This is a genomic window from Nocardia brasiliensis IFM 10847 (genome assembly GCF_000710915.1).
In the GTDB taxonomy this organism is placed as follows: Bacteria; Actinomycetota; Actinomycetes; order Mycobacteriales; family Mycobacteriaceae; genus Nocardia; species Nocardia brasiliensis_A.
Genome location: NZ_BAUA01000167.1, coordinates 1 through 12,934, shown reverse-complemented (window position 1 = coordinate 12,934; position 12,934 = coordinate 1). Strand labels below are relative to the sequence as shown.

Sequence of the window (12,934 nt, the reverse complement as noted above, 5' to 3'; positions counted from 1 at the left end):
GTCAGCTCCAAACCTTCAGCGCGGCAGCCGGATCGCTCACGCCGATGAACAAACCGATGGTGATGCGCGGGCGATCCTGCGACGGCGCGACCGCGTGCACCCGGCGCGGGTCGATGAAGATCGCGTCGCCGACCCGCGGGGTGATGACCAGCGCGGGCGCACCGACCTGCGCCCGATCGATGCCGTACACCCGATCGCCGGAACGATCCCGGTATTCGTGCTCGTCCGGGTAGTCGTCCCAGATCTCGAGCTCCCCGCCCTGGTCCGGCACGTCCAGGTAGACGTTCACCGACAGCTGACGCGTGATCCGAACCGCGAAGTCCTCCGGCAGGTTTCGGCTCACGTTGTCGGTATGCGGCTCGAGATCGACCCCCGCGAGTTGATAGCGCGCGACACCGGCGAAGAAGGCTTGCCCGTCCTGGCGCAACAGATTCGCACCGGACGGCCAGATCTCGTCGAGCAGCAGCCGAAGATCGTCCGCGGGATACGAATACGGCGCGGCGATCTCGCGCAGCCGCTCGATATTGTCGCGGGCGTGCTCGAAATACTGCGCCCGGCCGCTGTCGGTGCTCGTCTCCGAGAAGGCGTGACCGATCCGGCGGAACTGCGGGTCGGTGGCCAGCGGGCCGTGGTCCTGCCTGCCCACGAACGCCTTTCGCAGATGTGCGAGCGCGTCCGGCCGGACGAAACCCGACAGCCGCACGGCGTGCACGTCTGCGTTCAACAGTGCGGTCAGGCAAGCACGGTCGAACCCCTGCCTGGTGGTGTCCAACACGCGTTCTCCGAGAGATGGCGTGGCCGTAGTCATGTCGTTCCCCTCTGATTGTCGCTCTGTGGACCGGGCACAGGCCCAGGCAGGAGAAGAGAGTCCGGCCAGTAGACATGGTTCGACCCCCAGTTCTCTCGAGAGGGCCCCAGGTCTCGACGGAGCCCGCGCTTGCCCGGGCCGCGGTGAGCGGCTCGGCCTGGTCTTGACCCGGGGCACCCCGCCGCGGATGGAGGGTTGCCGGCCAGCTAGCCGGGGACTTGACGCTGGCACTCTTGACCTGGCTCAAGCATCGGACAGGGCAGAACCGTTGTCACGCTTTAGAATCGCGCTGAGTTTCAAGATCCCGAAGAGGCCCTCCGGTCAGGTATTCAGCCCCGCCCGGATCGCCCGCTCCAGCGGAGAGTAGTCGCCGTCCGGCCGATCCAGCACGCACGGACCGCGCGACAGCAGCGGCGGCTGCGCGAGGAAACGCGGCGTGTGACCCCGATGTCGTTGTGCGGCGTGCACCAGGAACGGATGGCAGAGGTAGACGTCGCCTGCTCGGCCGGTGGCGGTGGCGACCGGCAGGTCGGCTGTGGCCTGTACGTAATCGAATCGGGCTAGGTCCGCGCCGGGCGCCCCGAACGGTGCCAGCAGCGGTGGTATGCGCAGATGCGAACCGACCCGGATGCGAGTCGGCGCGTCCTGCTCCCCCACGTCCGAGAACAGGAACAGCATCAGCAGCGCCCTGCCCTGCGACCACAGGTTCACGCGCCAGGTCAGGTAGTCGGCGGGATCGTCGCCGGGAAAACTGACATCGATATGCCAGCCGTCGTCACCGGGCGCCCCGCCGACCGGAAACCGAATCGGGAACGTGCCGATACTGTTTCGCGGCAGCCACCGGCCGACGCCCACCAACTGGTCGAACGCCGCCGACAACACGGGCGAATTCACCGCCGCCGCAAAGGGCGCATCACCGCGATCCCCCACCCGCACCACCGGCTGCGTCCACGAACTCCGATCCCCCGGATCGCACCCGCTCAACCCCCAGAGAATTTCCCGCCCCGCCGCAGCCACCTCCCCCGAGAACGCCCCCGCCACCTTCACGAACCCCTCAGCCACGAACGACTCGACCTGCGCACCGTCCAACATCCGAACCTCCCACCCCACCTTCTCCCCCCACCCCCACCCCACGCCACCGAATTTCAGGGCAGCGTCCCATCCCGGTGGTCGCCGGACTCTCCACCGTCGAGCTGGTATCGGCGGCGATCCTCGCGGCATGGACGGTCCGGCACCGCAAGCGCGAGCGAACGGGAAAATCTTCCTCCCTCGCAACAGATTTCGACAGGAGTTGCTAGTGCCGAGCCGGGGTGGTCGTGGGGACCGTGCTCGCCGGCAACTGGCCGACGACGGCGGGCAGCGGCGTCGAGACCGGGGGCAGCGGCTCCACCTGCTGGTCATCCCACCGCACGACGAACAACGCGACGAATACGAGCAGAAAGGCCGCACACCCACCGAGCAGAGGTCGGAGGTAGGCACGCACAAGCGGACTATCGACGCCGGGGACGGCTACGTTACGCCACCGTAGGTTCAGGGTTTGCGCTTGCGCGCGGCAGCCGCCGACGAGGCGGAAGACACCAGCACGATCACCACGAGAAGGGTGACCAGCTCGAGGGTGTCCCAGCCGAGCGGGTCGGGGATGATCTCGACCGGACTGTACGGAACCGCGGCGACCGGGGTCGCAGGTGACAGAGCCGGGGCCGCCACCGGCGCGGCCACCGGCACCGGCGCGCGCACCCCGGCTACGCTCGGTTCCAGTGACAGCGGGATGAGCAGCGGCGGGAAGGCCGGGATGGGTGGCGAGCCGGCCGGGATCGCGAGCAGGCAGCTCGTCGCCGCACTTCCGCTGAGCAGGCCGCCGACCACGCTGCCACCGAGCGCCGAACCGCTGGAGCCGAGCGCGGCGCTGCCGAGCCCGGTCGCGCTCGAACCCACGACGGCGCTGCCGATCGCGGAGCCGCTGGACCCCGGCCCGATCATGCCCGGCCCGATCAGCGCGGATCCAGTCGCCAGCCCGAGCACGGTCACGCCGCTGCTCACCGTCGAACTCCCCGCGCACGGCGCGGCGCTGCCCGCCTCGAGGCCCAGCAGGACGGGGGTCGCCAGTTCCGCCGGGTCGACTCCGATCTCGGCCCCGACCTCGGCCACCGCCTCGAGTTCGAGCGGCCGACCGACGGAGGGCAGCATCGGCGGCTCGAGCGCGAGCTCGATTCCGGTTGCAGCACTTCCGGACTCGGCGAACTGCGGGTCCGCGCTGCCGGTCCCGGCCTGCTGTGCGTCCGGGCTCAGCCCCTGCTGCGGGGCCGCGCCGCCCGCCGTGGCCGGTTCTTGCGCGACCCCCGCGGCACTGCCCGTGCTCACCTCACCGAAGACCGGCCCCGGCACCGCATCCTCGGCGACAGCGGGCCCGGCGCACAGTACCGCTACCGACAGGAACGTGCTCAAAACAGCGAAAGTTCTTATACCACTCTGTGTTCCAAACAAACCCCCACCCCGGGACGGGCGATCCGGCGGCGCACCGCTCATTGCTGCTCAGGTCCGCGTACGGTGCCCTCGTAGTGGGACTGGACGTAGGTGAACGCGTCCTGCGGGATCCTGATCGCGCCCGCGAACGGCCGCTCCAGGTCGTGGATGGCGAGCAGGACGCCGCCGATCACCAACCCGAGCAGTGCGGTCATCGCGATGCTGCGCCAGGTGACCTGCATACCGGACAGCACCGGGTTCAGCATCACCATGATGGCGCCGAGAAGCAGTGTGATGTAGAGGAATTCGGGAATGCGGCGTTGCGCGTCGATCGCTCGATCATGCCGGGCCTGGGTGACCCGATCGATGCCGGCGAGCGCGCGGGACCTGGCCTCGGTCACGGCCGGATCGGCCGAGTGCAGCGCCACCACATCGGCCCGCAGCGCGTTGAGCGTCTCGCCGGTGGCCGGACTCAGCCGATTCTCGTTCTCCATCATCGGCCACTCCTGACCGATGACCTGATCGGTGTAGGCGCGCAGCTGGGCCTCCAGCCTGCGCTGCTCCGGCTCCGGCATGGCCTTCGCCGCCCAGTAGGTGTCGACGAGCCCCTTCGACTCGGTGATGGTGTGGGCATAGGCATTTTGATTCTGCTGCCAGCACGTCACGAACACGAACGCGACGACCGCGGTGAAGAACGTCTTGGCCAGGTCGAGCGCGAGCGTGCTGGCGGACTCGTCGCTGACGTGCCGCCACGTGTTCGGGCGCAACATATCGCCGACGACGAATATCGACACGGCAATGGTCGCGGCGCCGATAGCGACGAGCAATTCCTGAGCCATCTCGCTTCACTTTCCCGGTCAGAGTCGGTGACAACCTATTTCCGAGCGTATGTTCGAGCGGCCGGATACTCACGGCACTGGCACCATAGCAAGAGCTAGGGTGGAACATTAGACCTGGCCAGGCGCCCATATATCGCACCGTTACCGAAGTGTTACCACGATGGCGGGCGTAGCGATTCAACCGCAAATGCCTGATCTCGCACCATTTAGCAAATCGCGCCGGTCTCGGGTCGCACGGATACACGACACCCCTCCGTTATCGCTGAGAAACATGCAAAAACGTCTCCGGAGTCGCGACATCCGTACCGCATCGGAGCGCACGAATCGCAGACGGCAAACAATGGCCCCGCCATAGTCGCGCGAACCGACCGAAAGTCCGGACGACTACTCCGCGAATCCCCGCACGCCCGCCGCGCAGCCACGTTCGCCGCGCCGCGACAGCAGTCGGCGCGTGCGATCTGGGTCACATCAACCCCTTGAATGTGACCCACGTTGGTGCTAAACATTGTGGCACACAACGCAATATGCGTTGCATATATTGCAACACGAAGAAGTGGCTCTCCGAAGGAAATCGATGGTGCACCGTAGGCTCTGGCCCAAACCCGTTGGCGGGCAAGTACAACGAGCACTCATCGGTGCGGCCGCGCTCCTGCTGCTCGCGGGTTGCGCACCGGTACAGTCCGATCCAGCCGGGGTCGGTGGCGACGAGCAGACCGGGACCGTGCGCGTATGGCTCTTCGACGAGGCGACGCGCGCGCCGAAGGAAGCCGTGATCAACGAGGCGATCGCGGAGTTCACCGCCACCAGACCCGACGTGCGGGTCGACGTGCAGTGGGTGCCGGTCGCGGCCCGTGCGGAGAAGTTCGCCGGCGCTTTCAACGATCCGGCCAGCGCGCCCGATGTCGCCGAGTTCGGCAACACCGACCTCGCGGGCTATGCGGTGAGCGGCGCGTTCGCCGATCTCACCGCCGATATCGCGGCTTGGCCGGAGGGCAAGGATCTGGTGCCCTCGGTGCTGGACACCGCGAAATCGGGCGGCAAGGTGTACGGCCTGCCCTGGTACACGGGCATCCGCGCGCTGTACTACCGCACCGACGTCTTCGCCGAACTCGGCCTGCGACCGCCGGGCACACTGGCCGAACTCACCGAGACCGCGAGGCGCATTCGCGCGGCCAAGCCTGAGCTGTACGGGATTTCGGTGGGCGGCAAGTACACCTTCGCGATGCTGCCGTTCCTGTGGGCGCACGGCGGCGAGATCGCCGAGTACGACGGCACGATGTGGAATTCGACGATCAACTCCGAGCCGGCGAAGGAAGGCGTCACCCGCTACGCGGAGCTGATCCGCGACGACATCTGCCCAACCGCCCAGTGCGTCGACTTCACCGGGACGCAGAGCGTCCAGGCGTTCGCGGGCGGCAAGGCCGCGATGACGGTCGGCGGCGACTTCAACCGCAAGGCGGTCGAGCAGGGCGCGGCCAAGGGCAAGTACGCGGTGGTTCCGCTGCCTGGCGTCCAAAGCGGTTCGGTCGCACCGGCGTTCGCGGGCGGCAATCTGCTCGGCGTATTCCGGGCGAGCAAGCACCGCGGCCTCGCCCGCGATTTCATCGAACTGCTGGGCGGGGCGCGGTATCAGGAAAAGATGTACCGCGCGATGGGCAACCTGCCGACCCTGTCCGGCGTGCAGCGAGAGCTCGCGGCGAACGATCCGTTCCTCGCGCCGTTCGTCGAGTCACTCAGTGCCGGAACGAAGTTCGTGCCGAGCACCCCGGCCTGGTCCAAGATCGACAGCCAGAACGTGCTGCCGACCGCGGTGCAGCAGATCGCCACGGGCAGCAAGGCCCCTGCAGCGGCGCTCAACGCGGCCGCCGCCGTGATGAACAAGGCATTCAGGTAGGCACACATGGCTATTCGAGAACTACCGACTACCGCGCCGGCGCCGCGAATTGCGCCGAAACCACGCAGGTTGCGCCGGGACACGATCGCCGCCTGGCTCTATCTCGCACCCGCGGGCATCCTGCTCGCCGCCGTGCTGGTGTACCCGATCTATCAGATCGTGCTCATCTCGTTCTACGACTACGGGCAGGCGCAGGCGACGGGCGCCGCACCCCTGGAATTCGTCGGCCTCGGCAACTATCGAGAACTGCTCGCCGACAGTCAGTTCTGGACCGTGCTGGCCAACACCTTCGTGTTCGGCGGAGTCTGCGTGATCGGCGGGCTGGTGGTGGGCACGGCGCTGGCGGTGCTCGCCACCCGGGTCCGGCCGCTGCCGCGGATGCTGCTGTTCCTCGCGGCGCTCGGCGCGTGGGCGACCCCGGCGATGGCGGGCTCCTATGTCTGGCTCTTCCTGTTCGACACCGACTTCGGTGTGGTGAACGAGGCGCTGTCCGGCCTCGGGTTGCGCTCGATGGAAGGCCACTCGTGGACCTTCGGCACCCTGAGCGCGTTCGGTGTGGTTGCCGCCGAGGTGATCTGGTGCTCGTTCCCGTTCGTCATGGTGACGATGTACGCGGGCATCAAGGCCATCCCGGAAGAGGTGCTCGAGGCCGCGGCGCTGGACGGCGCGTCCGCGTGGCGGTCGGCCCGCTCGGTGATCCTGCCGATGCTGCGTCCGCTGCTGCTCATCGCGACCGTGCAGTCGATCATCTGGGACTTCAAGGTGTTCACCCAGATCTACGTGATGACCAATGGCGGCGGCGTCGCCGGGCGGAACCTGGTGCTCAACGTCTACGCCTACCAAAAAGCTTTCGCCGGGCAGGAATACGGGCTCGGCTCCGCGATCGGAGTCCTGATGACGCTGTTGCTGTTGTCGATCACCGGCCTCTATGTCCGGTCCCAGCGCAGGAGCACGAAGTGGGTGTGACGACAACGGTGCGCCGCACCCCCCGCAAACCGGGCCGCCTGATCGCCGAAGCCGTCACGGTGGTGATCGCGGGCCTGGTCGCCTTCCCGCTGTACTGGATGGTGCTCTCGGCGATCAAACCGCCAGGTGAGATCCAATCGGCCGATCCCAAGCCATGGACCCTCGCACCGAGCCTGGACAGTTTCAGCCGGGTGCTCTCGATGAACGGCTTCGGCCGCTTCTTCCTGAACAGCTTGCTGATAGCCGTTGTGGTGGTGCTGTTCTCGCTGCTGCTGTCGTTCCTGTCCGCGGTGGCGCTCACCCGGTTCCGCTTCCGCGGTCGCACCGTGCTGCTGGTGATGATCCTGGTCGCGCAGATGGTTCCGGTCGAGGCGCTGACGATTCCGCTGTTCTTCCTGATGCGCGAGATCGGCGGCACGGTGCCCGCACTCGGGCTCAACGAACTCGGCTCGATCATGCTGGTGGACCTGGTGTTCAGCCTGCCGCTGGCGATCTGGCTGCTGCGCGGTTTCGTCGCCGCGATACCGGACGAGCTGGAAGAGGCCGCCAAACTCGATGGGGCGAGCCGGATCCGGTTCGCGTGGCAGATCCTGCTGCCGCTCGTCGCGCCCGGTCTCGTCTCGGTGAGCGTACTGTCGTTCATCCACGCGTGGAACGACTTCCTGTTCGCGAAAACGTTCATCATCTCCAAGACCGAGAATCAGACACTGCCGCAGGCGATCCTGGTCTTCTTCAAGCCCGAGGACACCGACTGGGGCGCGGTGATGGCCGCCTCCACCCTGATGACAATTCCGGCTCTCGTCCTGTTCATCCTGGTGCAGCGCAAGCTGGTCTCGGGTCTGGGCGGAGCGGTGAAAGGCTGACATGCCCGGGTTCGACACCCTGCTCCCCCGCCCCGTCTCGGCGACCCCGAGGCCCGGCACCTGTCCATGGCCCGCCGCGGTCGATATCCGCAGCGCCACAGACCTTCCGGCCGAGGGCTACCGGCTGGAGATCACCCCGGACGGCATCGCGCTCACGGCCGCGGATCACGCGGGCCGGGTCTACGGACAGCAGACGCTGCGCCAGCTCGCCGGCCCGGAAGCGTTGCGGGCCGCCCGGATCGGCGGCCGGGAGCTGTCGGTGCCGTGCGGGGTCGTCGAGGACCATCCGCGTTTCGCTTGGCGCGGTTGCCTGCTCGACGTGGCCCGGAACTTCCGGACGAAGGCCGAAGTGCTGCGGTTCCTCGACCTGCTCGCGGCGCACAAGTTCAATGTGCTGCACCTGCATCTGACCGACGACCAGGGCTGGCGGTTCGCGGTGCCCGGCTACCCGCGATTGGCCGAGATCGCGTCGTGGCGAAGCGGATCGATGGTCGGCAGGCACGACGGCCCGGAACGGGACGGCCGCCCGCACGGCGGTTTCTACACCGACGACGACCTCCGGGAGATCGTGGCCTACGCCGCGGAGCGCGCGATCACCGTGGTACCGGAAATCGATGTGCCGGGTCATGCGCGGGCGGTGCTCGCCGCCTATCCCCAACTCGGTCCCGATCCCGAAAAGCAGTGGGAGGTATGGACTTCGTGGGGCGTCAGCACCCCGCTGCTCGATCCGAAACCGGACACCATGGCGTTCTTCCGCCGCGTCTTCGACCACGTGCTCACCCTTTTCCCCGCACCGGTCATCGGGCTCGGTGGTGACGAGGTGCCTGGTGCGACCCCCGCCCACGGTCGTTTCGTCGCCGACCTGGCCGCCTATCTGACGACCCAGGGGCGACGGGCGCTCGGCTGGGACGAGGTCCTCGACGCCGGCGATCTGCCGCCGATGGTGATCGGGGCCTGGCGCGACGAGGCCGCGGCCGAGCGGGCCGCCAAGGCGGGCCACGAGGTCGTGCTGTGCCCGGAAGACCAGGTCTACCTCGATCATCGGCAATCCGATCATCCGGACGAACCGATCCCGGTCGGCTATCTGCGCACACTCGAGGACATGTACAGCTACGAGCCGGCCTACACCGGGCCCGGCGTCATCGGCCTGCAAGCCCAGATCTGGAGCGAGCACCTCGACACCGTGCGGCGCGTCGACTACGCGGCCTTCCCGCGGCTCTGCGCGATCGCCGAAACCGCTTGGAGCCCAGCCGATCGCGACTTCGCCGAGTTCCTGCCTCGGCTACGCGAGCACCATCTTCCCCGCCTCGACGCCCTCGGTGTGGAGTATCGCCCGCTCGACGGGCCACACCCGTGGCAGACCCGGCCCGACGTCCCCAGTTCGGCGCACCGGCCGCGCTGAACCCTCAGGGGCGGAGCCGATGGAAGGCGGCCATCCGCTCGCGGTGGTACTCGAGGTCGTCCGCGTCGTGCTCGACGCCGCGGGCGACCGCGAGGCCGAAATAGACCGCCTCCCTGCGCAAGCGGTGCCGCATCAACTGTGCCAGGGCCACATCGTCGAAGGGGACGGCGGTGCCGCCCGCAGCGTGATAGGCCTCGACGAACGCCCGGACGCCGGCCAGGTCGCGCCCGTACTCGTCACCGAACTCCAATGCGGCGGAGGCCAGTTCGACCTCGGGCGGGGCGACCAGCGCTTCGTCCCAGTCGAGCACCGCGCGCACGTGACCGGCGCGCGAGAGCAGATTGCCCTCGTAGAAGTCACCGTGCAGCGGCTGGGGACGCGCGGCTCGGGTGAAATCGGCGAGCCAGCGGTCCAGGTCGGGGTCCGGCAGTTCCGCCGACGGCGCGCCGTCCAGTCCGATCTCCAGGAACGATCGGGTCGGCCGCGGCGGCGGGCGGTGCTCGGCCAGTGCACGGTGCACCCGCGCCAGTAGCACTGCCGCCTCGTCGCGCTGCACCGGATCTTCGCTGCTCGCCCACTCGCCTTCGACGAAGGGCCACACCGTGATCGGGCGACCCGCCACCACGTACACGGTCGAACCATCGGCACGCGCCAGCGGCGCGATCGCCTCCGGCACGTCGCGGGCAGCCGCGGCGGCGATGCCGTTGCACCATTCGAGCTGCGCCGGATCGCGGTCCTGCGGGCCGATCCGGACGACCACGTCGCCCACCCGGTAGGCCGCGGACTCCTCGCCGCCGAACAGTCGTACGCCGTCGCCTTTGTGTCCCCATTCGGCCGCGACGGCCGCCCTGATGTCCTCGGTCAGCGGGATCTCGACATAAACCACGCGACAAGTTCTACCAGTGCCCGCGCGCCGAACGCAGGGGGATTTCCGGCGCCCCGGCCGGTAACAGACCGATTGGTGCACTATTTCCATTCGGCAGGTACCTTGGCGATCGTGCGTACCGAGGGAGATACCTGGGACATCACCACCAGCGTCGGGTCCACCGCGTTGTTCGTCGCCGCGGCCCGCGCACTCGCCGGTCGGCGACCCGACCCGTTGGCCGTCGATCCGTTCGCCGAGGTCTTCCTCCGCGCCGCCGGCGCGGAATGGGCGGACCTGCTCGACGGCAAAGCTCCGGACCATCCGCTGCTCGCGCCCGGATTCGGTGCGGTCTTCCAGACTTTCCTGGAAGCCAGGACCAAGTATTTCGACGACTACTTCGCCGCGGCGTCCGCGGCCGGGGTCCGTCAGGTGGTGATCCTGGCCGCCGGCCTCGACGCGCGCGCCTACCGGCTGCCCTGGCCCGACGGCACCGTGGTCTACGAGCTGGACCAGCCCAGCGTGCTGGCGTTCAAGAGCCGGACCCTGGCCGCCCACGGCGACGAGCCGCGCACCGAACGCCGCGAGGTGCCGGTCGATCTGCGCGAGGACTGGCCGAAGGCGTTGCGCGCGAAGGGATTCGACGCGACCGCCCCGACCGCGTGGCTGGCCGAGGGGCTGCTGCCCTATCTGCCCGCCGTCGCGGTGGATCAGCTTTTCGAGCACATCGCCCAGACCAGCGCGCCCGGCAGCCGGGTCGCCATCGAGGAGCTGGACGTCGTTCCCGAACCGACCCGCGCCGCACTCGCGCAGCAACCGGAACTTCCGTTGAACGGCGGCGCCGACTGGGTGCACCTGATCTACAACGAGCAGCGCAGCGACGCGGCGCAGTGGTTCGGCACGCACGGCTGGCACACGGCGGGTCGCACGCTGACCGACTACCTGGCCGCGGTGGGCCGGGACATCGGCGCACCCACCTCGGACGCACCGGTAGTGCCCGCGCTGGTACGCCTGGTGACCGCGATCCGGCCCTGAAGTGCGCCACGCCCGTCGGTCCGGGTAGCTCGCTCCCTTTTGGCGTACTACGCGCGTATTATGTCGACTGTGGGTTTCGAGTGGCCTGATTGGGCGCTGGACATGCTCATCGGGATCACGCCGGACGAGGTGATGCAGGTGCTGACCAGACAACGACGATGGCCACGCCGTGGTCGCGGCACCGAAGGCATCCAGCTGCTCACCATCTGGGGCCGTACCGCGGCAGGCCGGCCGTTGATCGTCGGTTTGCGGCAGGCCGAGTCCTGGCAATGGCAGATCGTCGCCGCCCGCCCGATGAGCCCGGAGCAGGTAATCGAGTTCGAAAAATGGGAACAGGAGAACCAGTGATGGGCGACAACAACTTCCCGGCCACCCCGCAGGGGGTGGACGAACTGATGGACAGCCTCGTGTTCGACGACCAACCCGTGCACGAGTCCGACGTGCCGCGCCCGCTCGCGCCAGGCGAAGACATCATGGTGGTGCGCTCGCTGCGGATACCGCTCGATATGGATCAGTCCATCAAAGCCGAGGCGCGCCGCCGCGGGGTCACCATGAGCGAACTCATCCGGGACTGGCTCGCCGTGGAACTCGCCGCGCTCGCCGACGACCAGCCCATCTCCCGCGCCGACGCCCTGCGCGCCCTCGCCGGCGTTCGACCCATCCATCCCCGGGCGAGTTGACTATCCGGCGGCCAGCCACTTACCGAGCCGGGCCCGGTACTCCCCCACGAGTTCCGGTTGCCAGCGCGCGAAATACGCGGTCTGGTTCAGCGCGTACAGGCCGACGCCCAGCCGCAGCCGCACCTCGTCGGCCGGGTCCGGCGGGAAATGGTCGCGGTACGACTCCAGAAACGGATCTGCGGCACCCGGCCACCATTCGAAGAGCAGCTCGCTGAGTTTGCCGAAATCGGCGAATCTGTCGTAGTAGTGCGCGTGCTCGAAGTCGAGCAGTGCCGCGGGCGCACCATTGTCGACCAGCATGTTGTCCAAGTACAAATCGCCGTGCACGAGCGAGGCGGGCTCGCCGGGGCCGAGTTCGCCAATAGCCCGAGCGAACGCCGCCGCGATCGTCGCGGGCGTGGCGGGCAGCGCCGCTGCGGGCACCGCGCGCAATGCGGCCTCGACCTGATCAGTGGCCGCCGCCGCCCAGGTCGTCCGTTCCGCCGAACCGGTGACCGCGCCGAAGATTTCGCGCCGAATGCCGTGCAGGGTGCCCAGCCAGTCGCCGAGGGTGCTCGCCAGCAGGCGCAGATCGGCCCGGTCCGCGCGTAGCGCGGCGGTCCCGCTCTCGCCGGGCAGGTATTCCTGAATCGTCACCGGCAGGCCGAGCGGGGTGTGCGGGACGAATTCGTGGTAGCGCACAGTCGGCACGCCGGCCTCGCTCGCCAGGCGGGTCGCCGCCACCGTGGCGCGGACATACTCCGGATCGGTGCTTCGCCCCGGAATGCGCACGAGCAACCGGCCGTCGACGGTCTCGGCCAGCCAGAGACAATTGCTGTAGCTGGGCGGACCCGGCCGGATCGAGGTCACCCGGGCGGCCGGGCAAGCCTGCGCCAGCACCCCGGCGACATCCCCCGCCGTCCACTCGGCGGCGCTGCGAACCGGCTGACTGACCACGCTCCAGTTCTACCAGCGCACGCCCGGGTCCCGCAGATCTGTTTCCCCGTACCTGCTCAGCGGTCGTCGGCCATCTCGAAGGCGCCGGCGGCCAAGCGATCGATCAGGCGCTGAGTCCATTCGGCGCGACTGTCCGCCGTGTGCAACCACAGGCCGAGCACCTCGCCGACCGGGCCCCAGGTATCG

Annotated in this window: 14 protein-coding genes and 1 riboswitch; of the genes, 7 read left to right on the top strand and 7 right to left on the bottom strand. The window is 68.5% G+C overall.

The features are described 5' to 3' along the window. Position 1: 1 nt before the first annotated feature. The 5 genes from NBRGI_RS32595 to NBRGI_RS32575 form a co-directional block, all read right to left on the bottom strand. Complete coding sequence (locus tag NBRGI_RS32595; RefSeq protein ID WP_036561757.1) at positions 2 to 775, bottom strand: 2OG-Fe(II) oxygenase; 774 nt, start codon at positions 773 to 775, stop codon at positions 2 to 4. Positions 776 to 928: 153 nt separating this feature from the next. Next, positions 929 to 1,047: riboswitch (SAM riboswitch) on the bottom strand. Between the two features lie 82 nt (positions 1,048 to 1,129). Beyond that, positions 1,130 to 1,900, bottom strand: coding sequence for a phytanoyl-CoA dioxygenase family protein (locus tag NBRGI_RS32590; RefSeq protein ID WP_029901021.1), 771 nt, complete (start codon positions 1,898 to 1,900; stop codon positions 1,130 to 1,132). 202 nt (positions 1,901 to 2,102) lie between these two features. Next, a complete protein-coding gene (locus NBRGI_RS32585) occupies positions 2,103 to 2,291 on the bottom strand; it encodes a hypothetical protein (RefSeq protein ID WP_029901020.1) in 189 nt (62 codons plus the stop codon). Between the two features lie 47 nt (positions 2,292 to 2,338). Then, the gene (locus NBRGI_RS45615) at positions 2,339 to 3,253 is read right to left on the bottom strand and encodes a hypothetical protein (RefSeq protein ID WP_029901019.1); all 915 of its coding nucleotides are present in this window, start codon (positions 3,251 to 3,253) and stop codon (positions 2,339 to 2,341) included. A 77-nt stretch (positions 3,254 to 3,330) separates the two neighbouring features. Next, positions 3,331 to 4,110 carry a bestrophin-like domain gene (locus NBRGI_RS32575; RefSeq protein WP_029901018.1) on the bottom strand — a complete coding sequence of 260 codons (780 nt, stop codon included), beginning with the start codon at positions 4,108 to 4,110 and terminating at the stop codon, positions 3,331 to 3,333. Positions 4,111 to 4,684: 574 nt separating this feature from the next. Between NBRGI_RS32575 and NBRGI_RS32570 the strand changes: the two genes are divergently transcribed. The 4 genes from NBRGI_RS32570 to NBRGI_RS32555 are packed head-to-tail and all read left to right on the top strand — an operon-like array spanning position 4,685 to position 9,235. Next, on the top strand, positions 4,685 to 6,004 hold the full coding sequence (locus NBRGI_RS32570; protein ID WP_051728204.1) for an extracellular solute-binding protein: 1,320 nt from the start codon (positions 4,685 to 4,687) through the stop codon (positions 6,002 to 6,004). 6 nt (positions 6,005 to 6,010) lie between these two features. Beyond that, a complete protein-coding gene (locus NBRGI_RS32565) occupies positions 6,011 to 6,970 on the top strand; it encodes a carbohydrate ABC transporter permease (RefSeq protein WP_029901016.1) in 960 nt (319 codons plus the stop codon). Next, complete coding sequence (locus tag NBRGI_RS32560; RefSeq protein WP_029901015.1) at positions 6,961 to 7,833, top strand: carbohydrate ABC transporter permease; 873 nt, start codon at positions 6,961 to 6,963, stop codon at positions 7,831 to 7,833. The genes NBRGI_RS32565 and NBRGI_RS32560 overlap by 10 nt, the downstream gene beginning before the upstream one ends. 1 nt (position 7,834) lies before the next feature. After that, positions 7,835 to 9,235, top strand: a complete 1,401-nt coding sequence (locus NBRGI_RS32555; protein ID WP_029901014.1) for a beta-N-acetylhexosaminidase — start codon at positions 7,835 to 7,837, stop codon at positions 9,233 to 9,235. A gap of 4 nt (positions 9,236 to 9,239) precedes the next feature. Here NBRGI_RS32555 and NBRGI_RS32550 read toward each other — a convergent pair whose 3' ends face one another. Continuing rightward, on the bottom strand, positions 9,240 to 10,121 hold the full coding sequence (locus NBRGI_RS32550; protein ID WP_029901013.1) for a phosphotransferase enzyme family protein: 882 nt from the start codon (positions 10,119 to 10,121) through the stop codon (positions 9,240 to 9,242). Positions 10,122 to 10,232: 111 nt separating this feature from the next. On the opposite strand from NBRGI_RS32550, the gene NBRGI_RS32545 reads away from it, so the two are divergent. From NBRGI_RS32545 to NBRGI_RS45610, 3 genes are all read left to right on the top strand, one after another. Beyond that, positions 10,233 to 11,132, top strand: a complete 900-nt coding sequence (locus tag NBRGI_RS32545) for an SAM-dependent methyltransferase (protein ID WP_029901012.1) — start codon at positions 10,233 to 10,235, stop codon at positions 11,130 to 11,132. 69 nt (positions 11,133 to 11,201) lie between these two features. Beyond that, positions 11,202 to 11,480, top strand: coding sequence for a hypothetical protein (locus NBRGI_RS32540; RefSeq protein WP_029901011.1), 279 nt, complete (start codon positions 11,202 to 11,204; stop codon positions 11,478 to 11,480). Then, the gene (locus NBRGI_RS45610) at positions 11,480 to 11,812 is read left to right on the top strand and encodes a ribbon-helix-helix protein, CopG family (RefSeq protein ID WP_051728203.1); all 333 of its coding nucleotides are present in this window, start codon (positions 11,480 to 11,482) and stop codon (positions 11,810 to 11,812) included. The genes NBRGI_RS32540 and NBRGI_RS45610 overlap by 1 nt, the downstream gene beginning before the upstream one ends. On the opposite strand, the gene NBRGI_RS32530 is transcribed toward NBRGI_RS45610, so the two are convergent. Next, positions 11,813 to 12,748 carry a phosphotransferase family protein gene (locus NBRGI_RS32530; protein ID WP_029901009.1) on the bottom strand — a complete coding sequence of 312 codons (936 nt, stop codon included), beginning with the start codon at positions 12,746 to 12,748 and terminating at the stop codon, positions 11,813 to 11,815. Between the last annotated feature and the right edge of the window lie 186 nt (positions 12,749 to 12,934).